At 65.9% G+C, this 22,912-nt stretch carries 20 protein-coding genes; 15 read left to right on the plus strand and 5 right to left on the minus strand.

What is annotated here, in order from left to right; all coding sequences use genetic code 11:
* Window positions 1–119 precede the first annotated feature (119 nt).
* From AC23D6_RS09430 to AC23D6_RS09455, 6 genes are all read left to right on the plus strand, one after another.
* Window positions 120–2,432 (plus strand): FdhF/YdeP family oxidoreductase, encoded by a 2,313-nt coding sequence (locus tag AC23D6_RS09430; RefSeq protein ID WP_487752492.1) that lies wholly within the window; start codon window positions 120–122, stop codon window positions 2,430–2,432.
* Entirely contained in the window at window positions 2,419–3,267 is an 849-nt protein-coding gene (fdhD, locus tag AC23D6_RS09435; protein WP_487752493.1) for a formate dehydrogenase accessory sulfurtransferase FdhD, read from the plus strand. The genes AC23D6_RS09430 and fdhD overlap by 14 nt, the downstream gene beginning before the upstream one ends.
* Before the next feature lie 133 nt (window positions 3,268–3,400).
* A complete protein-coding gene (locus AC23D6_RS09440; protein ID WP_487752494.1) occupies window positions 3,401–5,581 on the plus strand; it encodes a TonB-dependent siderophore receptor in 2,181 nt (726 codons plus the stop codon).
* A gap of 40 nt (window positions 5,582–5,621) precedes the next feature.
* The gene (locus tag AC23D6_RS09445; protein ID WP_487752495.1) at window positions 5,622–5,930 is read left to right on the plus strand and encodes an iron uptake protein; all 309 of its coding nucleotides are present in this window, start codon (window positions 5,622–5,624) and stop codon (window positions 5,928–5,930) included.
* A gap of 16 nt (window positions 5,931–5,946) precedes the next feature.
* Window positions 5,947–7,617, plus strand: coding sequence for a PepSY-associated TM helix domain-containing protein (locus tag AC23D6_RS09450; protein ID WP_487752496.1), 1,671 nt, complete (start codon window positions 5,947–5,949; stop codon window positions 7,615–7,617).
* Window positions 7,610–7,942 carry a DUF3325 domain-containing protein gene (locus AC23D6_RS09455; RefSeq protein WP_487752497.1) on the plus strand — a complete coding sequence of 111 codons (333 nt, stop codon included), beginning with the start codon at window positions 7,610–7,612 and terminating at the stop codon, window positions 7,940–7,942. Before AC23D6_RS09450 ends, AC23D6_RS09455 begins: the two co-directional genes overlap by 8 nt.
* Here AC23D6_RS09455 and AC23D6_RS09460 read toward each other — a convergent pair.
* The gene (locus tag AC23D6_RS09460) at window positions 7,926–8,858 is read right to left on the minus strand and encodes an SDR family oxidoreductase (protein ID WP_487752498.1); all 933 of its coding nucleotides are present in this window, start codon (window positions 8,856–8,858) and stop codon (window positions 7,926–7,928) included. The two genes, AC23D6_RS09455 and AC23D6_RS09460, sit on opposite strands and share 17 nt — an antisense overlap.
* 226 nt (window positions 8,859–9,084) lie before the next feature.
* Here AC23D6_RS09460 and AC23D6_RS09465 point away from each other — a divergent pair, with 226 nt between their 5' ends.
* Complete coding sequence (locus AC23D6_RS09465) at window positions 9,085–9,438, plus strand: nuclear transport factor 2 family protein (RefSeq protein WP_487752499.1); 354 nt, start codon at window positions 9,085–9,087, stop codon at window positions 9,436–9,438.
* Window positions 9,439–9,619: 181 nt separating this feature from the next.
* On the opposite strand, the gene AC23D6_RS09470 is transcribed toward AC23D6_RS09465, so the two are convergent.
* The gene (locus AC23D6_RS09470) at window positions 9,620–10,930 is read right to left on the minus strand and encodes an MFS transporter (protein WP_487752500.1); all 1,311 of its coding nucleotides are present in this window, start codon (window positions 10,928–10,930) and stop codon (window positions 9,620–9,622) included.
* 149 nt (window positions 10,931–11,079) lie between these two features.
* On the opposite strand from AC23D6_RS09470, the gene cyoA reads away from it, so the two are divergent.
* The 7 genes from cyoA to AC23D6_RS09505 are packed head-to-tail and all read left to right on the plus strand — an operon-like array spanning window position 11,080 to window position 17,904.
* A complete protein-coding gene (gene cyoA, locus AC23D6_RS09475) occupies window positions 11,080–12,150 on the plus strand; it encodes a ubiquinol oxidase subunit II (RefSeq protein WP_487752501.1) in 1,071 nt (356 codons plus the stop codon).
* A gap of 41 nt (window positions 12,151–12,191) precedes the next feature.
* The gene (gene cyoB / locus AC23D6_RS09480; RefSeq protein ID WP_487752502.1) at window positions 12,192–14,231 is read left to right on the plus strand and encodes a cytochrome o ubiquinol oxidase subunit I; all 2,040 of its coding nucleotides are present in this window, start codon (window positions 12,192–12,194) and stop codon (window positions 14,229–14,231) included.
* Entirely contained in the window at window positions 14,224–14,856 is a 633-nt protein-coding gene (gene cyoC / locus AC23D6_RS09485) for a cytochrome o ubiquinol oxidase subunit III (RefSeq protein WP_487752503.1), read from the plus strand. Before cyoB ends, cyoC begins: the two co-directional genes overlap by 8 nt.
* Window positions 14,856–15,257 carry a cytochrome o ubiquinol oxidase subunit IV gene (gene cyoD / locus AC23D6_RS09490; protein WP_487752504.1) on the plus strand — a complete coding sequence of 134 codons (402 nt, stop codon included), beginning with the start codon at window positions 14,856–14,858 and terminating at the stop codon, window positions 15,255–15,257. Before cyoC ends, cyoD begins: the two co-directional genes overlap by 1 nt.
* Window positions 15,254–16,051: an SURF1 family protein gene (locus AC23D6_RS09495; RefSeq protein ID WP_487752505.1), complete on the plus strand. Its 798-nt coding sequence runs from the start codon at window positions 15,254–15,256 to the stop codon at window positions 16,049–16,051. The genes cyoD and AC23D6_RS09495 overlap by 4 nt, the downstream gene beginning before the upstream one ends.
* Entirely contained in the window at window positions 16,032–17,378 is a 1,347-nt protein-coding gene (locus AC23D6_RS09500; protein WP_487752506.1) for an ATP-binding protein, read from the plus strand. The genes AC23D6_RS09495 and AC23D6_RS09500 overlap by 20 nt, the downstream gene beginning before the upstream one ends.
* A complete protein-coding gene (locus AC23D6_RS09505; protein WP_487752507.1) occupies window positions 17,362–17,904 on the plus strand; it encodes a response regulator transcription factor in 543 nt (180 codons plus the stop codon). Before AC23D6_RS09500 ends, AC23D6_RS09505 begins: the two co-directional genes overlap by 17 nt.
* A gap of 530 nt (window positions 17,905–18,434) precedes the next feature.
* On the opposite strand, the gene AC23D6_RS09510 is transcribed toward AC23D6_RS09505, so the two are convergent.
* On the minus strand, window positions 18,435–19,196 hold the full coding sequence (locus AC23D6_RS09510) for an SseB family protein (protein ID WP_162109351.1): 762 nt from the start codon (window positions 19,194–19,196) through the stop codon (window positions 18,435–18,437).
* A gap of 2 nt (window positions 19,197–19,198) precedes the next feature.
* Complete coding sequence (locus AC23D6_RS09515; RefSeq protein ID WP_046933515.1) at window positions 19,199–19,471, minus strand: BPSL0761 family protein; 273 nt, start codon at window positions 19,469–19,471, stop codon at window positions 19,199–19,201.
* Between the two features lie 242 nt (window positions 19,472–19,713).
* On the opposite strand from AC23D6_RS09515, the gene AC23D6_RS09520 reads away from it, so the two are divergent.
* Window positions 19,714–20,193, plus strand: coding sequence for a DsbA family protein (locus tag AC23D6_RS09520; protein ID WP_487752508.1), 480 nt, complete (start codon window positions 19,714–19,716; stop codon window positions 20,191–20,193).
* A 105-nt stretch (window positions 20,194–20,298) separates the two neighbouring features.
* On the opposite strand, the gene AC23D6_RS09525 is transcribed toward AC23D6_RS09520, so the two are convergent.
* A complete protein-coding gene (locus tag AC23D6_RS09525; protein ID WP_487752509.1) occupies window positions 20,299–22,791 on the minus strand; it encodes a heavy metal translocating P-type ATPase in 2,493 nt (830 codons plus the stop codon).
* Between the last annotated feature and the right edge of the window lie 121 nt (window positions 22,792–22,912).

Consider the following 22,912-nt stretch of genomic DNA (forward strand, 5'->3'; position numbering starts at 1 on the left):
GAAGGCCGCATTGATCGGGATCAATCCGCGCAGGGCTAGGCGTTGCGCCATGCTGCAAGCGGCATTGGAGTATCCTCGCGCGAGGTAGCCGGATGAAGCTGCTGCAGGGAGTTTTTCGGATGACTGAGCGGAAGGTTCCAGGCATCGACGACTACGACGGCGCGGCAGGCGGATGGGGCGCCCTGGCCGCCGTCGCGCGCGCGGTGAAAAGCCAGATGGCCGTCGGACGCGAGACCGCCGCCCTGCGCCGCGTCAACCAGCCGACCGGTTTCGATTGCCCCGGCTGTGCCTGGCCCGACCCGCGCCACACATCCTCGTTCGAGTTCTGCGAAAACGGCGCCAAGGCGGTGTCGTGGGAAGCGACGGGAAAGCGGGCGACGCCGGAGTTCTTCGCCGAGCACACGGTGTCCGAGCTGTGGGAGTGGAGCGACCATGCGCTGGAGGACGAAGGCCGGCTCACCCATCCGATGATGTACGACGCAGATTCCGATCGGTATGTTCCGATCAGTTGGGAAGATGTGTTCGCCCGCATCGGTGAGGCACTGCGTGCCTTGCCGGACCCGGACATGGCCGAGTTCTACACGTCCGGCCGCACCTCCAACGAGGCCGCGTTCCTCTACCAACTGATGGTGCGCGAGTACGGCACCAACAATTTCCCGGACTGCTCGAACATGTGCCACGAGGCCACGAGCGTCGGCCTTCCCGAATCCATCGGGGTGGGCAAGGGCACGGTGACCCTCGAGGACTTCGCGCATTGCGACGCGCTTTTCAGCTTCGGCCACAATCCCGGTACGAACCACCCGCGCATGCTGTCCACGTTGCGCGAGGTGTCGCGACGCGGCGTGCCGATTGTCGCGGTGAATCCATTGCGCGAACGCGGCCTGGAGCGCTTCACCTCGCCGCAGGATCCGGCCGAGATGCTGACCAACCGGGCCACGTCGATCGCTCAGACCTACTACCAGGTCCGGATCGGCGGCGATCTTGCCCTGCTCAAGGGCATGATGAAGTGGCTCATCGACACCGATGCCGACGATCTGGCGGCAGGCGGGCCGGGGGTGCTCGACCACGCGTTCATCGCCGAGCACACACAGGGGCTGGATGCGTTGCGCGAGGACCTGGCGCGCACCTCGTGGGACGACATCGTCGCGCAGTCCGGGCTTTCGCGCGACGACATCACCGCGGCGGCGCGGCTCTACGCACGCGCCGAGCGCGTCATCCTCTGCTACGGCATGGGCATGACCCAACACCGGCGCGGCACCCAGAACGTCCAGCAGATGGCCAACCTGTTGCTGCTGCGCGGGAACATCGGTCGCCCGGGCGCCGGTATCGCGCCCATCCGCGGGCACTCCAACGTGCAGGGGGACCGCACGGTCGGCATCACCGAGAAGCCCACGCAGGCGCTGGTCGATGCGATCAAGCAACGGTTTGGTTTCGAGTTCCCGCTGACCCACGGCCACGACGCGGTGGAGGCGGTGCGCGCGATCCGCGACGGTCGTTCGCGTGCGCTCGTCTGCATGGGCGGCAACCTGGCCGTGGCGATGCCGGACCCGGACACCACAATTCCGGCCATGCGGAATCTCGATCTGGCGGTGCACATCGCCACCAAATTGAACCGCTCGCACCTCATCACGGCGAAACAGATGTTCCTGCTGCCGTGCCTGGGCCGCACCGAGCGCGACGTGCAGACCGGCGGCCTGCAGTCGGTCACGGTTGAGGATTCGATGTCGATGGTGCATGCCTCGCAGGGCGGCCTGGCGCCGGCCTCGCAACACCTGCTGTCGGAGCCGGCCATCGTCGCCGGCATCGCGCGCGCGACGCTGCCGCAGACGAAAGTGGATTGGGCGTGGCTGGTGGAGGATTACGACCGCATCCGTGATGCGATCGAAGCCGTGTTCCCGATATTCAAGGACTACAACCTGCGCGTGCGCCAGCCCGGCGGCTTCCGGCTCTACGTTGGCGCATCGGAGCGCGACTGGGGCGCGGTGGGCAAAGCGCGCTTCCTGGTCGCGCCGGGACTCGACGAAGACCCGTCGACGCGCACGCAGGACCTGCTGACACTGACCACGGTCCGTTCGCACGATCAGTACAACACCACCATCTACGGCTTCGACGACCGCTACCGTGGCGTCAGCGGCCGGCGCGACGTGGTGTTCATGAACGCCGACGATCTCCGGGCGCGCGGCCTGCAACATGGCGACCGCATCGACATCGAGTCGCACATGGCCGGCGGCGACGGCATGCGTCGGCAGCTGAGCGGCTTCATGGCGGTGCAGTACGACCTGCCGCGCGGATCGGCGGCGATGTACTACCCCGAGGGCAACCGCCTGGTGCCGTTGGACAGTCACGACCCCCAGTCGGGGACACCTGCCTATAAGTCGATTCCCGTGCGCATCACGAAATCGCACGACGCCGGCGCGCATGTCGACAGGTAACAGCGATCACAGGCCCGGGCTCGCGCGCCGCGGCGTGCGCGATGTCCGCAACGGTCTGGGCTCGGACCGACAGGACCTCTTGGCCGAAGAGGTGCCACTCGCCATCCACCTCGATGGCGAGCCGCTGGCGGTGATGATGGTGACGCCGTGCGACCTGGAGGATTTCGCCTACGGCTTCGCGCTGACGGAGTTAGGGCTCCCGGCGGGCGAGTTGATGGGCGTGCATATCCGGACGCTGCTGGAAGGCCTGCACGTGGACATCCGCACCGTCTCCGCCGAGCGCCCACCGCATCCGCCCGAGGAACACCGCTGGTTGCCCGGCCGCAGCGGATGCGGCATCTGCGGCAACCGGCGTCTGGAAGATGTGGTCAGGCAGCCCGACGCCGTGGGGCAGGGCAGCGTGATCGCCTCCGCCACCCTGGACGCTGCCCTGCACGCGGTGGCCGAGCATCAACCGTTGAACGCCGCCTCCGGCGCGGTCCATGCGGCAGCGTTCGTGGCGCTGGACGGAACGGTGCAGTTGGTTCGCGAGGACGTCGGCCGCCACAACGCGCTCGACAAGCTGGTCGGCGCACTGCAACGCGCCGGCATTGATGGCGGCACGGGGTTCGCCGTCGTCACCAGCCGCGCCAGCTACGAGATGGTGGCGAAGGCCGCCACGGCCGGCATCCCGTTGCTGGCGGCAATGTCCGCGCCCACGGCGCTGGCCGTCGACCTGGCCCAGCGCTGCGGCATGACGCTAGTGGGCTTCGCCCGCACCGGCCGGCATGTGGTCTACAGCCATGCCGAGAGACTGAGCGCTGAGGGCCTGGCACCGGCGCAACTTGCAAAATGACAATCATTCGCATTTAATAGGGGCATCAAGTGCCCAGCCACTTGCGCTGAAGACGCGCTGCCGAGGAGCGCGCGGCTCCGGCGCGCGTGAGCGTGCGCCTTCCTCACCCCACGTCTCCGAAGCCCCCTATCCAATGAGCCTTTCGCGTTCGTACCCGCTCCGCGCCCGCCCGGCGACCTCCTCCCTGACTGCCCGTAACGCGCTGCGCGCCGCCATCTGCCTTGCGCTGGCAAGCGGCACGGCGGCCGCGCTGGCGGCTCCGCAGGACGCGGCAGGCGGGCAGGGCAGCGGCATGAGCGCGACCGACCTCGACACCGTCCTGGTCCGCGGGCAGCGCGCCAACCGCGTCAGCAACGGCGCGACCAACCTCGATCTCGCCATCAAGGAAACCCCGCAGTCCATCAGCGTGGTCAGCAACGAGCAGATGATCCAGTTCGGTGCCGACAGCCTCAACGACGCATTGCGACTGGCCACCGGCATCCAGGTGGAGGAGTGGGAAACCAACCGCACCAACTACCTGGCCCGCGGGTTCGAGATCAAGAGCACCCAGATCGACGGCGTCGGCATGCCCAACGACTGGGGCATCGCCACCGGCGCGATGGATGCCTTCGGTTACGAGAAGATCGAAGTGATCCGCGGCGCGAACGGCTTGCTCACCGGTGTCGGCAACTCCGCGGGCACGATCAACTATGTGCGCAAGCGCCCGACCAACGAGGCTGAAGGCAAGGTAGGCGTGAAGGTCGGTTCCTGGGGCGAGCGCCGCGTGGAATTCGATTACTCCATGCCGTTCAACGAGATCGGCACATGGGCCGGCCGCGTGATCGTGGCGCGCGAAGAGGGCGACTCCTACCCGCGCGACTTCGAAACCGAGCGTACCTTCGGCTATGCGGTCATCGACGGCCAGATCGGCGAAAACGGCACGCTTGCGTTCGGTTATTCGTGGCAGCAGGCCGACACCACCGGCAACATGTGGGGCGCGCTGCCGTTCGTGAACGCGGACGGCACGCAACCCTCGTGGGATGTCGGCGCCTCCACCACGGTCGACTGGACCTACTGGAACACCAACACCCAGACCGCCTTCGTGGAATACACGCACCAGCTCGGCGACGACTGGCAGCTGAAGGCGACCTACAACCATCGCGAAGGCGACAACGACGACGAACTGTTCTTCGCTTATTCGTTGACCGGCCTCGATCCCGTCACCGGCACCGGCCTACTGGGCTGGGCCTACAAGGGCCAGGACGAACTGACGTCGGACCTGGTCGACCTGACCCTCAACGGCCGCTTCCAGTTGTTTGGTCGCGAGCATGAAGCGATGTTCGGCATCAGCCAGGCGGAGAGCGAGCAGGGGTACTGGTTCAATCCGGCTCCCGCTGATTCGCCGGCGTTCGGCCTGCTTCCCGGGTTCCCGTACGCGGGCAATTCCGTGCCCGAACCGGTGTGGGGCGCGCAGGTGCCGTCGAGCCAGTTCAACCAGCGCCTGAAGCGCGCGTTCGGCGCCGCCCGCATTGCCCTGAGCGAAGACTTCAAGGCGATTGTTGGCGTCAACTTCGCCGAGTATCACCGCGATGGCAATAACGACGGCGTGCCGTTCGCCGAAACCGAGAGCAACACCAGCCCGTACGCCGGCCTGACCTACGATTTCAACCAGAACATCCTGGGATACGTCAGCTACTCGGACATCTACCAGCCGCAGGACCAGCGCAACTTCGACGGCTTCTACCTGGCGCCGTCGAAGGGCGTGAATTACGAAGCCGGCGTGAAGGCGGAATGGCTGGACGGCCGACTGTTGACCACGCTGGCGTACTTCACCGCCGAGCAGGAAGGCCTGGCGACGTACCAGGGCTATAACCCCGACACCCTGATGAACTACTACGTCGCCAAGGACGTCGAGTCGAAGGGCTGGGAGTTCGAAGCCACCGGCAAGCTCACCGATCATCTGGATCTGGTGTTCGGCTACACGCACCTGAAGATGGACGGCGAAGAGGGCACGCTGACCTACAACTGGGTACCGCGCCGCACGGCCAACCTGCTGCTGAGCGCACGCTTGCCGAGCTACGAGGCCTTCTCGTTCGGCCTCGGCGGCCGCTGGCAGAGCGACATCTCGAATGTCGAAAGCTACACGCAGCAGACCGTGCGCCAGGGCAGTTACGCGGTGGTGAATGCGTTCGCGGCGTGGGATTTCCTGGAGAATGCCACCCTGCGCGCCAACATCGGCAACCTGACCGACGAGAAGTACATCAATACGCTGTACCAGATCGGCTACTACGGCGCCCCGCGCCACTGGTCGCTGAGCCTGGAATACCGGTTCTGATCCGGACCGGCCTGTACGCAAGAGGGTAGCCGACGCCACCATGAACACCACCACGATCCCATCCCGTTCGCATCGCCCCCAGGTCATCGCCCGCGTCGCGGCTGCCATCCTCGGCGGTTATGCCTTCGCCTGGGGCGTGGTCGCCGCCGGCGCCAGTCTGATGGTCGCCGCCGGTATGGATTTCCATGACGCCGAGTTCCTCGGCAGCATGATCGGCGTGCTGGCGTTCCTCGGCGTGTTCCTGTGGGCCATCGCAGCGCGTCGGCTGCGATGGGTATGGTTGGTGACGGTGGTCGGTGGCGGCGCGCTCGCGGCCACCGGCTCCTTCGTGCAGTCCCTGCTGGTCTGAGGCGGGAGAGGACATCATGTTCCAGAGCTTCCGACAGGCCATGGCCTGGCTCCACACCTGGTTCGGCCTGGTGCTGGGGTTCGTGTTGATGGCGGCGTTCTTCTTCGGCGCGTTGTCGGTCTTCGATCGCGAAATCGACCGCTGGGCGATCCCCAGCACGCGCATCGAGCCGCAACCCATGCCGTCGTTCGAGAAAGTGCTGCGGCCGGCGTTCGAACGCATGCAGCCCACGCAGCACGCCATCGATGCGATGGCGCCGCGCGTCAATGGCGCGATGCCGGAACGGTTCGACACCGTGGTGAACTGGAGCGCCTACACCACGCATCGCGACCCGGTGCTGGCGCTGTTCGCCGGCTACCAGGTACCCAACGCCAAGGACCCCGAAGAGGCGATCTGGGCGGACGCCACGATCGACCCGCGCGATGGCACGCCGCTACCGAACGACCGCCTCAAGATCGGCAGCGGTTTCTTCTACCCGATGCATTACAGCCTGACGCTGGACTGGAAGAACCTGGGCATCTTCATCGTTGGCCTGTCCGCGCTGGTGATGCTTGCCGCGCTGGTCAGCGGCGTGGTCATGCACCGCAAGATCTTCCGCGAGTTCTTCACCTTCCGTCCGGGGAAGGCACGCTTGCGCAGCGTGCTGGACCTGCACAACCTCACCGGCGTGGTGGCGCTGCCGTTCCATTTTTTCTTCGCGCTTACGGGCCTGCTGATCTTCGCGGCGACGTACTACTTCCCGCTGGGCCACACGCAGTTGCATGAGCTGCACGATCTGCATGCCGAGATCGAAGCACGCGAAACCGGCCTGCCGCACCAGCGCGCCGGCGTGCCGGCGGGGCTGGCGAACATCGATGCGATGGTCGCCGACGCGCAGCGCCGTTGGGAAGCCAACGACAAGGCGGGCGACGTGGGCTTCCTGGTGCTCCAGCATGTCGGTGACGCCAACGGGTACGTCAGCGTCTACCGCGCCGGCACCGACCGCATCGCCCTGGTCGGCGATGGGATCCACTACAAGGCCTCCACCGGCGAACTGATCCGCGAGGATCCCGCCGCAACGCCGGTGGGCCGCATGGCCGAATTCCTGACCGGACTGCACCTGCAGCATTTCCGTCATTGGCTGCTGCGCTGGCTGTACGTGCTGGGCGGGCTGGCGGGCGCGGTGTGCATCGCGACCGGCTTCGTCTTCTTCGTCGAAAAGCGCAAGCGCCAGCATGCGCAGACGGGCAGCCAGGGCGCGCGGATCGTCGACGCGCTGGCGGTCACCACGGTGACCGGCATGGTGCTGGCGACGTTGGGCATCCTGGCGGCGAATCGGCTGTTGCCGGAAGCCCTGCCTGCGCGCGGCGACTGGGAGCGCTACGCGTTCTGGGGTACCTGGGCCGTGGCCTTCGTGCATGCGGGTCTGCGCAGCGCACCGGTGGCACGCGGCCTGCCGAATCCGGCGTGGCGCGAACAATGCTGGGCGATCGCCGTACTCGCGATCGCCGTGGTGGTCTTGAACTGGGTGACGACGGGCGACCATCTGCTGCGCACGCTGGCGCGCGGCTACTGGCCGGTCGCGGGCGTGGATCTTTTCATCCTCGCGGGCGGCATGGTCGCGATCCTTGCGGCGGTGAGGCTGCATCGAGGCGCGCAACACGCGGAGCAGGGGCGCGCGGCTTCGCAGGAGGCGGCGCGTGCCTGATCCGGCCTCCCACAGCAGCCTATTGTCGCTTGCCCTGATCGCTAGCGTCGCCGGCATGGGCTGGCTGGCGCTTTCCATGCCGGTTCACGCGCAGCAGGCCTGGAACCATGTCCCGTCGCCCTCGGTGCTCAGAGGGCTGCGTGGGTTGGGCAGTGCCGCAGCGCTCGCCGCGTTCGCGCTCTGCCTGGGCGCTGACCACGCCACGATGGCCGTGCTGGTGTGGTTCATGGCCCTGGCTGGTGCCGCGCTCGCGGTGGCCTTCACGCTGAGCTGGCGACCGCAATGGCTGCGATTCCTCGCGCCCTGGATCAGGGCACGCGCATAGGCGCCGGAAAAGCAGCGCCTGTCAGGCGTTCCGATTCCTGCCACAGGCGTTGCGCAACGCCGGAATCTGTCGCCTGCGGTGGCAGCTTGGCCAGGGCCGGACGGCCGCGTGTTTCGCCGAGCCGGTCCGGGCCGTAATACGCGCCGGCCTGCGCGGTCGGCGCAGTTCCCGCGAACAGAGGCGGCAGGGCACCCTGTTCAGCGGGTTGGAACAGGAACCACAGATATCGTCTGGCCAGGCCCGGCAGGCTGCCGGGGCCGGCGCCGTTCGGAAGGAGCTCCGTGCGGGAGATGCCCGGATGCGCTGCCATGCTCTGGAGCCGCCATTCCTGTGCGGCGCTCCGTCGCTGCAGTTCGAGGGCGAACATGAGGCAGGCCAACTTCGATTGGCTGTAGGCCACCATCGGCGCGTAATGCCGACGCGACTGCAAGTCGTCGAAGTCGATCGCACCGTTGCGCGCGGCGATACTGGACAGCGAGACAACACGCGCGCCGGGGGCTTCGCGCAACAGGGGCAGCAGGCGCGCCGTCAGGGCGAAGTGGCCCAGATAGTTGGTGCCCAGTTGCAGCTCGAAACCGTCAACGGTTTCCTTGCGCTCAGGGGGCGTCATCACGGCCGCGTTGTTGACCAGGAGGTCCAGGCTGCCCAGCGAACGCCGCACGTTGTCGCTGAAGGCCTCGACGGACTCCAGGCTGGCCAGGTCCACCGAACCGAAGCGCACGTTGGCACGCGGGGCGGCATGCCGGATCTGGTCGACCGCTGCGGCGCCTTTCGCGGCGTTGCGGCCGGCCACGATGACGTGGGCGCCGGCACGCGCCAGTGCCAACGACACGTGGAAGCCAATGCCCCCGGTGCCCGTGACGATGGCGGTCCGCCCGATCTGCGACGGAATATCGGATGTGGTCCAACTTGGCATGAGCCTACCTTGCGAGGGGAAGGGGAAAAGGGCATGCGATGCGGACCGGCGTGTCCGTCGCGGGAGCGAAGAGGGGACTGCCGCATCGCTCGATGACATCCTGCGGCGGCGACTTTAAGAAGCGTTTAAGCCCGGATCGATCAGTCAACCGGCATGCGGCGCGCCGCCTCCACGCGGCGCCCACGCCAAGGCTGCTCCAATCGACGTATCAACCGGGAGCATGCCGATGTCCGAGCAGAACAAAGCGACGCTTCAACGGGCCAACGCCGCCATCAGGGCGGGCGATCACGAGGGCTTCCTGGCCTGCTGCGTCGACGATCTCGTGTGGACCACGGTAGGCCAGGACAGCCTCACCGGAAAGGCGGCGGTGCGTGCCTGGATGCGCGACAACTACGCAAGTCCTCCGTCCTTCACCGTCGATGAGCTGATTGCCGACGGCGACCTCGTCGTTGCGCTGGGCACGATCGAGGTGGAGGTGGATGGCGCGCCAGCCCCGCACGCCTACTGCGATGTGTGGCGTTTCCGCGAAGGAAAGATGGCGGAACTGCGTGCGTTCGTCATTTGCACGACCGACCGCTGAGGTGCCGGTGAGGGCGGTACCGGCGTATCGGACGCAAGTATCCTCTGCCGTGTTCGGCAGTTCGCCTTCGTTTTAAACCGAGTCCGGGCGCCCTGACGCGCCCGGCGGATCTGCGCCATCCGTTCGTGGCCCAGCCGGATTCCCGGCCGCCGCACGCAGTCACAACGCAAGCCCGTGCGAATCAGCTCTTGTAGTTGCGGGCGCGGTTGATTCCGAGCGCAAGCAGCGTGCCGATGGCACCCGACAGCAGATAAGCACCGAGCCATTCCAGCCCGAACCGCGCGCACAAGCCCAGCGCGACCAGAGGCGCGAATCCGGCGCCGATCAGCCAGGCAAGGTCGGACGTCAGTGCCGCACCGGTATAGCGATACCGACGGCCGAAGTTCGCGGTCACCGCACCCGCCGCCTGACCATAGGACAGGCCGAGTAGCGCGAAGCCGATCAGGATGAAGGCGCCCTGGCCGACCGGGCCGCCTTCCATCAACGTGGGCGCGAAGCCGCTGAACATCGCGATGCCCACCGCCAGTCCGCCCAGCGTGCGCGCACGGCCGACGCGGTCGGCGATCAGGCCCGAGGCCACGATCGCGCCGGCGGCGATGAACGCGCCCAGTATCTGCACCAGCAGGAAGCTGACGATGGACTGCTGCGAATACAGCAGGATCCAGGACAGCGGGAAGATCGTCACGATGTGGAAGAGGGCGTAGCTCGCCAGCGCGGCGAATGCGCCGATCACCACGTGGCGGCCCTTGGCCTGGAACAGCTCGCGGATCGGCGTGGGTTCCAGTTCCAGCTCGCCCATTTTGTCCTGGTACTCGTCCGCCACCACGATGCGCAGCCGTGCGAACAGCGCCACCACGTTGATCGCGAACGCGACGAAGAACGGATAGCGCCAGCCCCAGGTCAACAGGTCGGCTTGTTCCAGGCTGGCATAGAGGAAGGCAAACACGCCGGCGGCCACGATGAAGCCCACCGGCGCGCCCAGCTGGCCGAGCATGGCGTACCAGCCGCGGCGCTCCTTGGGTGCATTCAGCGCGAGCAGCGACGGCAGGCCATCCCACGAGCCGCCCAGCGCAAGCCCCTGTAGGACTCGGAGCAGGGCGAGCAGGACGATCGAGGCGGCGCCCAGCGAGGCGTAACCCGGCAGGAAGGCGATGCCGGCGGTGGCGGTACCCAGCAAGAACAGGGCAACCGTCAGCTTGAGGCCGCGGCCCCAGCGCGCCTGGATCTTCATCGACAGCATGGTGCCGAACGGCCGCGCTACGAACGCCAGCGCGAACAGGGCGAACGACCACAGCGTCCCTTCAAGCCGGTCCACGAACGGGAAGAACACCGCCGGGAAGATCAGCGCCGAGGCGATGCCGAAGACGAAGAAGTCGAAGTATTCCGATGCGCGCCCGATCACCACGCCCACGGCGATCTCGCCCGGGGCGACATCGGCATGCGCCTTGGTGCCGTGGTCGTGGGTGGAAGTCGTGGGGAGGGTGGACGCCATGGGGACGGACTACCGGATCGGACCAGGGGAGGGTACGCCCATAGGGTCGCAGACTGGACCCGCCGTCGCGATAGGACAAAACGTCCAATACTCTGCGCGGGCCCGGCGCACTACATTGATCTCGATCAATCCGTAAGCCCCCACCCCCCATGTCCCTCATACGCAGAGTCCTGCAGGCCGCCGTGGCGATGTCCGCCGCCGCCGTGCTGTCGGGCTGCAATCTGCAGGTCCTCCATCCCGCCGGCGATATCGCCGCTCGCCAGGGCAACCTGATCCTGGTGGCGACGGCGCTGATGCTGGTCGTGATCATTCCGGTGATCGCGCTGACGTTCTGGTTCGCCTGGCGCTACCGCGCGTCGAACACGCAGGCCACCTACAAGCCCGATTGGGACCACTCCACGCAGTTGGAACTGGTCATCTGGGGCGTACCGCTGCTGATCATCATCGCGCTGGGTGCGGTGACGTGGATCGGCACGCACCTGCTGGATCCGTACCGACCGCTGGGCCGCATCGCCGAGGGGCGTCCGGTACCCGCCGAGGTCAAGCCGCTGGAAGTGCAGGTGGTGGCGCTGGACTGGAAGTGGCTGTTCGTCTATCCGGAATATGGCGTGGCCTCGGTCAACCAGATGGCCGCGCCGGTCGACCGGCCGATCACCTTCCGCCTCACGTCGTCGTCCACGATGAACGCGTTCTACGTGCCGGCGCTGGCGGGCATGATCTATACGATGCCGGCGATGGAGACCAAGCTCCACGCGGTGATCAACAAGGAGGGCGAGTACGAAGGTTTCTCGTCGCACTACAGCGGTGAGGGGTTCTCGCACATGCGGTTCCGCTTCCATGCGTTGTCCGATGAAGGCTTCGGCCGCTGGATCGAGCAAGCCCGCGCCGACGGCAAGGCGCTGACGCGCGCGGAGTATCTGCAGCTGGAAGTCCCGAGTTCGCGCGAGCCGGCTCGGCTGTACGCATCGGTCGATCCGGGCCTGTTCGATGCCGTGGTCAACCGCTGCGTCGACACCGACCGCCTGTGCATGGACCAGATGATGGCTTACGACGCGATGGGCGGGCGCGGGCTGGACAGTGCCGATCCGCTGCAGCGCCCCCGCCGCGGCAACCTCGCAGCCGGTCCGTTCGTCCGTTCCGAGCTCTGCACGGTCGAGACCGCGCAGGCAGCGGCCCTCGCATCGCCTGTCACCACTGCGGGCGGCTTGAAAGCGCCCTGAGGCGCCTCGCCGCCGCACCCCTGGATCACCGGATTCGCCCGATGGCTTTCGATACCAGCACCGTCACCCACTCTCCGATCACCGGTCGCCTGGCCTGGGACGCGATTCCCATGCTGCACGACCCGATCATCGCCGCGACGTTCATCGGCACCTGCCTTGGCGGCCTCGCACTGCTCGCGGTGATCACCAGGTACAAGCTGTGGGGCTGGCTGTGGCGCGAGTGGTTCACCAGCATCGACCACAAGAAGATCGGCATCATGTACATGGTGCTGGGTTTGGTGATGCTGCTGCGCGGATTCGCCGACGCGATCATGATGCGTCTGCATCAGGCGATGGCGTTCGGCGACAACATGGGCTACCTGCCGCCGCACCACTACGACCAGATCTTCACCGCCCACGGCGTGATCATGATCTTCTTCGTGGCCATGCCGCTGGTCACCGGCCTGATGAACTACCTGGTGCCGCTGCAGATCGGCGCCCGCGACGTGGCGTTCCCGTTCCTCAACAATTTCAGCTTCTGGATGACCACCGCCGGGGCAGCACTGGTCATGCTGTCGCTGTTCCTGGGTGAATTCTCGACCTCCGGCTGGCTAGCGCTGTCCAACTTGGGCAATCAGGACCCCGGGGTAGGGCTGGACTACTACATCTGGGCGCTGCAGATAGCGGGCGTGGGCACACTGTTATCCGGCGTCAACCTGTTGGTGACCATCCTGAAGATGCGTGCGCCCGGCATGGGCATGATGAAGATGCCGGTGTTCACCTGGACGGCGCTGTGCACCAACGTGCTGATCGTGGTGTCGTTCCCGGTGCTGACCGCCGTGCTGGCGCTGATGACGCTGGACCGCTACGTCGGCACCAACTTCTTCACCACCGATCTTGGCGGCAACGCCATGCTGTACGTCAACCTGATCTGGATCTGGGGCCATCCGGAGGTCTACATCCTGATCCTGCCGCTGTTCGGCGTGTTCTCCGAGATCGTGTCGACCTACTCGGGCAAGCGCCTGTTCGGCTACTCATCGATGGTGTACGCCACGGTCTGCATCACCGTGCTGTCGTATCTGGTGTGGTTGCACCACTTCTTCACCATGGGCTCGGGCGCCAGCGTTAATTCGTTCTTCGGCATCACCACGATGATCATCTCGATCCCGACGGGCGCGAAGATCTTCAATTGGTTGTTCACCATGTATCGCGGCCGCATCCGCTTCGAAGTGCCGATGCTGTGGACGATGGGCTTCATGGTCACCTTCGTGATCGGCGGCATGACCGGCGTGCTGCTGGCGGTCCCGCCGGCGGACTTCGTGCTGCACAACTCATTGTTCCTGGTGGCGCACTTCCACAACGTCATCATCGGCGGCGTTGTGTTCGGCCTGTTCGCGGCGATGACGCATTGGTTCCCGAAGGCCTTCGGCTTCCGGCTCGACGATTTCTGGGGCAAGGTCTCGTTCTGGTTCTGGCTGGCCGGCTACTGGTTCGCGTTCACGCCACTGTACGTGCTGGGCCTGATGGGCGTGACCCGGCGCATGAGCCACTTCGAGGACCCTTCGCTGCAGATCTGGTTCCAGATCGCGGCCTTCGGCGCGGTGCTGGTGGCGGTTGGCATCGCCGCGTTCCTGTACTGCATCTACATCAGCTTCCGCCGCCGCGAACAGCTGCGCGATCACACCGGCGATCCGTGGGGTGGCCGCACGCTGGAGTGGTCGACTTCGTCGCCACCGCCGGACTACAACTTCGCCTTCACGCCGGTCGTGCACGACACCGACGCCTGGACGGACATGAAGCAGCGGGGCTTCCAGCGTCCGCGCGAGGGCTTCAAGGCCATCCACATGCCGCGCAACACGGGCGCCGGCGTCATCCTGTCCGCGCTGAGCACCGCCTGCGGTTTCGCCCTGATCTGGCATGTCTGGTGGCTGGCGGGCGTGTCCCTGCTGGCGACGATCGCCTATGCGGTCTGGCACAGCTTCGATCGCGACCGCGACTACTACATCCCGGCCGACGAGGTCGCCCGCACCGAGCAGGCGCGCACCGAACAGCTGGAACGCGCGCTCCTGAACCAAGGCCTTGCGAAGCACGCCCATGTCTGAGTCCATCGCCCTCCATCGACCCGACGGCTCGCCGGTGTTCCTGGACACCGAGGGCAGGCACCACCCGGAAAACGGCACGCTGCTGGGCTTCTGGATCTACCTGCTCAGCGACCTGATGATCTTCGGCAGTCTATTCGCCACGTTCGGGGTGTTCTCCGGCAGCTATGCCGCCGGCCCGTCCGGTCGCGACCTGTTCCTGCCCAACCTGCACCTGATCGCGATCAACACCGGCCTCCTGCTGGTGTCGTCGATCACCTACGGCTTCGCCATGCTGGCGATGATGAAGCGCAACAGCCGCGCTACGGTCGGCTGGCTGCTGGTCACCGGCCTGCTGGGCCTGGGCTTCCTGTCGATCGAGCTCTACGAGTTCCACCACCTGATCCACATCGGTGCGGGACCGCAGCGCAGCGCGTTCCTGTCGGCGTTCTTTACCCTGGTCGGCACGCACGGCCTGCACGTGCTGTTCGGCGTCATCTGGCTGGCCGTGCTGTGCGTACAGGTGCGCAAGTGGGGCCTGAACCGGACCACCACGCGCCGCATCGCCTGCCTGTCGATGTTCTGGCATTTTCTGGACGTCGTCTGGATCGGCGTCTTCACCTTCGTCTACCTGATGGGCGTGCAGTGATGAGCAACGCTTCCTCCGATTCGCACCACGACGACTTCCTTGAGGACGGCATTCCGCACGTCAGCGTGAAGGAGTACGTGACCGGCTTCGTGCTGTCGGTCATTCTCACCGCGATCCCGTTCTGGCTGGTGATGAACAAGGTGCTGCCCACGCCCGCGATCACCACGCTGGTGATCCTGGCTTTCGCGATGGTGCAGGTGGTCGTGCACATGGTCTATTTCCTGCACATGAATCCGAAATCGGAAGGCGGCTGGAACCTGTTCGCCCTGATCTTCACCGCCGTGCTTCTGGTAATCGTGCTGAGCGGTACGTTGTGGGTCATGCACAACATGAACACCCACATGATGCCGGGCACGCACGACATGCATCACGCGCAGGAAGCGGCGCAGAGCCTGCCGTGAACGGTCCGGCATCCGCGGTACCGGTTCCGTCACCGCGGCCGAGCAGACGGTGGCGGCTCGCTTTCGCCGGGCTGCTGACGATCGCGTTCTGCGGATTCGTCGCGCTGGGCGTCTGGCAACTGCAGCGGATGGCCTGGAAGCATGAACTGATCGCGCGTGTCGACGCCCGCGTCCATGCCGATGCGAGGCCGGCGCCGTCCCGCGCGCAATGGCCCACGATCACCGACGCGACCGACAGCTACCGGCGCGTGTCGATCACGGGGCGTTTCGTAGCGGGCAGCGAGACGCGTACACAGGCTGTCACCGAACTCGGCGGTGGCTTCTGGGTGCTGCAACCGCTGCAGACCGATGATGGGAACTATGTACTCGTCAATCGCGGCTTCGTGCCGATCGGCGGTACGCTCGCGCCCGCTCCGAAAGGCAGGGTGTCGGTGGAAGGACTGCTGCGGATCAGCGAACCCGGAGGCGGCTTCCTGCGCCGCAACGTCCCAGCGCAGGACCGCTGGTACTCGCGCGACGTCACCGCCATCGCGCGGAAGCGAGGACTGCCCGCCGAGCGCGTGGCGCCTTTCTTCATCGATGCCGAGCGCGATCCGGCCGTGCGCGAATGGCCGCGCGGCGGCATGACGGTGGTGAGGTTCCGCGATGCGCACCTTTCCTACGCGCTGACCTGGTTCGGGATGGCGCTGTTGACGGGGGTCGCGGGCGGCCTTCTGTTCGCGTCCGAGCACCGATTGCGCGATCATCGAAGGCCGCGCCATCCTCCGGACCCGCATGTACTTCCGCCAGGCTGATTCCGCCGCGCCTCCCGACCACGCCGCATCGCGTCTGGAGGGTCTGCACGACCGCTCCGGTCTGCGTAACCTGCAGCAGTTGATCCAACTGCGCTGGATCGCGGTGGTAGGGCAGGTGGCGACGATCCTGGTCGTGCAATACGGCATGGACATCGCGCTGCCGCTGGCACCGATGTTCACCGTGCTCGCCGCGCTGGTGCTGTTCAACCTGGCCAGCCAGGCTTGGTGCCGCCGCCACGCATATGTGTCGCAGGCCGCATTGCTGCTGGGCCTGTTGGTGGACGTCGCCTCGCTGACCATCCAGCTGTACCTGTCAGGCGGTATCGGCAATCCGTTCGTGTTCCTTTTCCTGCTGCAGGTGGTGATCGGCACCGTGCTGCTGCCGTCGCCGCGGAGCTGGGTGATCGCGGCGGCCGCGGCCCTGTGCGTGGTCGGGCTGGCCGCGGTGCCGGCGCCGCTGAAGCTGGCGGTCGAACCGGCGCGCGGCCTGGCCGACCACTATGTGCAGGGGTTGCTCATTTGCTTCCTGCTGGTCGCCGGCCTGCTGGTGGTGTTCATCACCCGCATCGGCGGCATCCTCCGCGAACGCGATGCGCGCCTGGCTGAACTGCGGCAGCGGGCGGTGGAGGAGGAGCACATCGTGCGTATCGGCCTGCTGGCATCCGGGGCCGCTCACGAACTGGGTACGCCGCTGTCCACGCTGTCGGTGATCCTGGGCGATTGGGAGCACCTGCCCACCATGGCGTCTGACGGCGAGCTGCACAACGACGTGCTGGAAATGCAGGCTCAGGTGGCGCGCTGCAAGTCCATCGTCACCAATATCCTGATGGCTGCCGGCGAGACCCGCGCCGAGGCGCCCACGGAAACCACGCTGCATGCGTTGTTCGACGAATTGGCGCATGAATGGGAGCAGGCGCGCAGTCCGCATCGCTTCGACTACCGGATCCAAAGCGCCCTTGATCGGCGTATCGTCACCGATGCGGGTTTGCGGCAGATGGTGTTCAACGTGCTGGACAACGCGCTGGAAGCCTCGCCGGAATGGGTCCGGCTGGACGTGCGCTGCCGTGACGATGCAGTGGTGGTCGAGGTGACCGACGCCGGTCCCGGCTTCGAGCCCGGCGTCCTGCAGCGGCTCGGCACGCCTTACAACAGCAGCAAGGGACGGCCGGGCGGTGGGCTGGGCCTGTTCCTGTCGGTCAATGTGGCGCGTACGCTGGGCGGGCGGCTCGATGCACGGAATCGGCCGCAGGGCGGGGCGGTGGTGACCGTGACGTTGCCGCTGGCCGGAATCGCGATCGAGGAGGGCCGTTATGACGACCTCGGCTGAACGACGATTGCTGATCGTCGAAGACGACGCGGCGTTCGCACGCACGCTGGTGCGTTCGTTCGAGCGGCGGGGATATCAGGTGCGCCACCTGGCGGGCGAGGACGGCATGCCGGCGTTGCTGGAAGAGTTCGCGCCGACCCACGCCGTCGTGGACCTCAAGCTGGCCGGCGGCGCATCCGGCCTGTCCAGCGTGAGGCATCTCCACGACGCCGACCCCGACATGGTGATCGTGGTCTTGACCGGCTACGCCAGCATCGCCACCGCCGTGGAAGCGATCAAACTGGGCGCGCGCCACTATCTGGCCAAGCCCTCGAACACCGACGACATCGAGGCCGCCTTCCAGCGCGCCGCGGGAGATGCCGACGTGGAACTGACCGCCCGCACCACATCGATCAAGACGCTGGAGTGGGAGCACATCCACGAAGCCCTGGCAGCCAGCGATTTCAACATCTCGGAAGCTGCCAGACGGTTGGGCCTGCATCGACGAACCTTGGCGCGGAAGCTGGAGAAGCGGCGGGTCAAATAGGTGGGTGCCTCCCGGCATTTATCTAATTTCGCATAATGCCTATTATGTCAGAGCGCATTCCGGGGGATTGAGGCTGGTGGGCCTGGCTCCTGCGCTGGTGGCTGGCATGGAAGCTGCGTGGATCCAAGTCGAGGGTCGGCAGGGATTCGTGAGAAAAACAGCCGAATCGGCTCTAACACCATGATTCAACGAGGAAACACCCCTCGACGTCAGGCAGTGCGTGGATTACAGACTTAGGCTTGATCGAACCAGAAGCCGCGTGACCCAGGCATTTCTGAAGTGCTGCTTAGGCACGCGTGCCCTTCTTGAATATTGGATTCAAGAGTTTCCACGCTCCTGACCCAACGGAAACCCTCAAGAAGGCTCCGACCATCGCCTGATCCATTGCAGTAGTTCCTCGTGCGGGATCGTACGTCCAGCGTCGACGTCGGCGATACCTTCGCGGGTCCGCCGATCCTTCTCTTCCTCGGTCAATTCCGGAAGGAGTGCTAGCAGTTTGTCTTCAGGGCTCATAGGCCGATGAGCTGCGCTCAAGTTGGCTTGATTCTCGTGAACATGGGCACGATCTGGGGATCATCCAGGCCCGCCGGCAAAGGCTGCGATACGTCGTGGACCGCCAAGTCGATGATGACGTCCAAATCTGAGCATAAGGGCTGTATGGCGGTGGTCACCAGACGAGCCGCCCGCTCGGCGAAAGCCAGGTCGACCACCAGCCAGATCAACAGACCGGGAGGCTGTTCGACGCCCCCCGACGAGTGAGTTTCCAGGAGATACGCCGACGAGACGAAGTCGGCGTGTTCAAGGCTGCCGCTGATGGCCGGAGCGAGCCAAGCCGGTGCGGCTTGGGCAGGTCTCACCGCGAACTCCGCCGGCTCCAGCCGTTCCACCCTGGCCAGAAAGCCCGTATCCAACAATGCCGCAACCTCTTCCGGGTAGAGGACAACGCCGTCGTCGTTGGGATTGAGCATCAACGTAGCGCCGCGAGTACCGGTTAGCAGCTCACGGCCTGGAACTCCCAGAATTCTGACAGCAGCCGAACTGGCCGCCTGCGCCTTGTCGAGCGAGGTAAAGAAGGGGATCGCATCGAAACCGTCAGGATGGCGGAACTGGACCAGCCGCAGTGTCCGCGCGTCATCCGAGACGGGCGCATGCACGTACACGATCGCATCCATCAGTCGCTTGAAGAATGCGCGTTCCTCGGCTGCGCTGTCGCGGGCCCGTTCAAAGGAAGCCTCCAGCGCTGCCTCTGCGGACGTAGTCCCTCTTGCACGCGGCCTGCTCGGTTGCTTCATAGTCAGATGCGATGAGGGCCAAGCGGGTATCCGGAGAACCAATCCGCCTCGATCTCGCTGCTCAGGTAGGGTCGTACGAAGGCCGACTGGGTCAGCGCTCGCAGCCGCTCTTCGTGCTCAGCAATCGCCTCGATGTCGCTGACGGTTGGATAGTGCCGCAGCAGTCGATATGCCTCTTGCCGCACCTCTTTGGGCACGGCTTGGCTGGCCGCTAGCTGCCGGAGGAACGCGCCCGCCTGCAACACATTGCGGGTGCGCTCAGATGGCGTCGTCATGACATCAAGAATGGCTGGAACTAAGGAATGCTTAGCTTATCGCGTCTGTGGCCGGCTAGCGCACGGTGCAACTACAGACCTTGCGATTTCCAAATTAATCCGGTATAATCAATAACTTACTTCGCATAACGTCGCTTATGTAAAACCGGGGTGCGGCCGGTATCCTTGATTGATTCCGCGCGCTCTTTCACTGGCCTGCCGGCGCACCGCCCATGGGGCCGGTGACTGCGCCAGGCACGATCGTGGAGTTCTTCGACCCGGCCTGCGACTCCTGCTGTGCGATGTATCCCCACGTGAAGCAACTGCTGGCCGCCCATCCTAAGGACGTGCGTCTGGTGATCCGCTATGTGCCCTTCCATGGACAGGTCTCCAAGGAGGCCATTGGTGTGCTGGAAGCGGCCCGGGAACAGAAGAAGTTCGAGCCGGTGCTGGAGACCTTGATGAGAAAGCAGCCTGTGTGGGCCAGCCATGGCGCGCCGGATCCGAAAAAGGTATGGGAGTTTGCTGTCGCCGTCGGTTTGGACCGTGCGCGTGCACAGCGCTATCTGGCGACCGGGGCGGTCGAGACCCTGATCAAACGCGATGTGGCCGCCGTGGAAGCGGCCGACATTCGTGGCACGCCAACGTTCTTCGTCAACGGCAAGCTGCTATCCGAACTGGGTCCTCAGCAATTGAGCGCGCTCGTGGCAGCCGAGCTCCAGCGCACCCGAAAGAAGCCCTGATCTTGGCGCGGCCTGCCGAGGTACTCGGCAGGCCGTGACGACGCGGCGAAGGATCACGATGTGGCACCGCCGCGACCGTGATGTCATCAGCTTGAGGCTGTGGCGCTAGGACCTGTCCTTATAGGCCAACAGACGCAGTGCGTTGAAGACCACCAAAAGTGTGGAGCCTTCGTGCACGGCCACCGCCGGACCGATGCCGAGCCCGAAAATTGTGGCCGGCACCAGGAAGGCGACGATGCCGAGGCTGACGAAGACGTTCTGCCGGATGATGCCGCGCGTGTGACGACTTAAACCCACGGCGAATGGCAGGTGCTTCAGGTCATCGGCCATCAATGCCACATCGGCCGTTTCCAGGGCCACGTCCGAGCCGGCCGCGCCCATGGCGATGCCGACGGTGGCATTGGCCATCGCAGGCGCATCGTTGACGCCGTCGCCAACCATGGCGACCTTGTCCTGATCGCGCAGCTTGCGGATCGCCTCGACCTTGTCTTCGGGCATCAGGTCGCCCCACGCCTCGTCCAGGCCGACCTCCTTGGCCACGGCCTGGGCCACCTTCTGGTGATCGCCGGAGATCATGATCATGCGCTCGATGCCCATGGCCTTCAGGCGCATCAGCGCCTGCTTGGCCGCCTCGCGTGGCGTGTCCATCAAGCCGATCGCGCCGAGCTCCCGATCGCCCAACCGCACGACCATGGTCGTCCTGCCCTGCTCGCGCAACGCGGCGATGGCCGCTGCCGCGGCGGCGCCCAGGGCGGGAACCCCGTCCGCGCCGAACATCTCGGCCTTGCCGATCCATACCGGCTGATCGCCCAGACGGGCTTTGACGCCGCGGCCGATCAGGTTTTCCAAGTCCGAGGCCGTTGGCAACTTGCCCGTATCCAATCGGCTGCGACCATCACGCGCGATCGCGGCGGCCAACGGATGATCGCTCAGCGACTCCACCGCGACCGCTACCTGCAGCAGCTCGGTCTCCGACGCCCCGTCAACCGCCACCACATCGGTGATGCGCGGGCGCCCTTCGGTCAGGGTGCCGGTCTTGTCGAAGGCCATCGCCTTCAACGACCCCAGATCCTCCAGCGGCGCGCCGCCCTTGATGAGCACGCCCCCACGCGCCGCGCGGGCGATACCGGACAGGACCGCGCTCGGGGTGGCGATGGCCAACGCGCACGGACTGGCGGCCACCAGCACGGCCATGGCGCGATAGAAGCTGTCGCGGAACGGCTCATCCACCATCACCCAGGCAAACAGCAGCAGGAACGCCAGCGCCAGTACCGCGGGTACGAAGATCCGCTCGAAGCGATCGGTGAAGCGCTGGGTGGCCGACTTGCGTGTCTCGGCCTCGCTCACCATCTTCACCACCCGCGCCAGCGCGGAGTCCTCGGCGCGCTTGGTCACTTCCACTTCGATCGCACCGGCCCCATTGATGGTGCCTGCGAAGACCCGACTGGCCGCATCGACGCTGTCGGGCCTGCTTCGTGCCAGCGCGGCATCTTCCACCGGCCGCTTGTCCACCGGGATGGACTCGCCGGTCACCGGTGCCTGGTTGATGCTGGAGTTGCCCTTCAGCAGGAATCCATCGGCCGGCAGGCGCTCGTTGGGACGCACCAGTACCCGATCACCGAGCTGCAGGTCGCCGACCGGAATCTCGGTGGTGGACTCGCCGCGGATGACGATCGCCGTATCCGGCGCGAGCTCGGCCAGCGCCTCGATGGCGCGCTTGGCGCGTCCCATCGCGTAGTGCTCCAGCGCATGACCCAAGCTGAAAAGGAATAGCAGCAACGCACCTTCGGCCCAGGAGCCCAGCGCGGCGGCGCCGGCGGCGGCGACCAGCATCAAGGTGTCGATTTCAAAGCGCTTGAGCTTGAGGTTGTCGTAGGCCTCGCGCAGCGTGTAGGCGCCGCCAAAGACATACGCACCGATATAGCAGGCTGTGGGCAACCACCCCGGCAATGAAGCGGCGAACTTCTCGATCAGAAAGCCCACCAGCAGCAACGCACCACAGGTCAGGGCGAAGATCAGCTCGGTGTTGGGGCCGAGCAGGCCGCCGGTGTGGTCGTGGTCGTGCTTCTCCTCTCCGTGCTCCCCTTGTTTGCCGTCATGCGCATGACCGGCATGATCCTCGTGCTGGGACGGCTTGCCCGTCACCACGCGTGTAACGCCCATGCGCTTGAGAGAGGCCTCCAACCCGCCCTCGTCGATCTTCTCGCGCTCGAACTCCAGATACACCGTGCCGGCCGAGCTGGCGCGGGCCTCCAGCACGCCGAACACCGAGCTCATCTGTTCGGCCACAGTGCGGGCGCGTCGCTCATGTCCGATGCCGGTGACCGTCCAGGTGAGGTGGCCGAAGCTTTCGGTGACGCGTGCGCCCGCGGCTTGGGCCAGCTCGCGAATGCGGGCCAGCGACATCACCTGCGGATCGAAGTGCACGCAGAGTTGGCCGGGGCCCTCCCCCTCGGCAGGTCGGATGTGGACGCGGTCCACCCCAGGGCGTGCGAGCAGTTCGCTCTGCAGGCGCTCGATGCACGCATCGGCGGCATCCCGCACGTGGGGAAGCACAACGGGAATGTCCAGGCGCAACTTGCCAAGGGAGGTATCCATATCGATCTCGTCAGTGCTGCGCAGATGAACCTGAGTGTCCACAGCGCAAGTGAGTGCCACGCGACAGCACGGTCGTTGCGACCGGCGCACGCGATCCCGAAGCAGCGGCTACGCCAAGGCG

The sequence above is a fragment of the Pseudoxanthomonas sp. G3 genome (assembly GCF_057654715.1).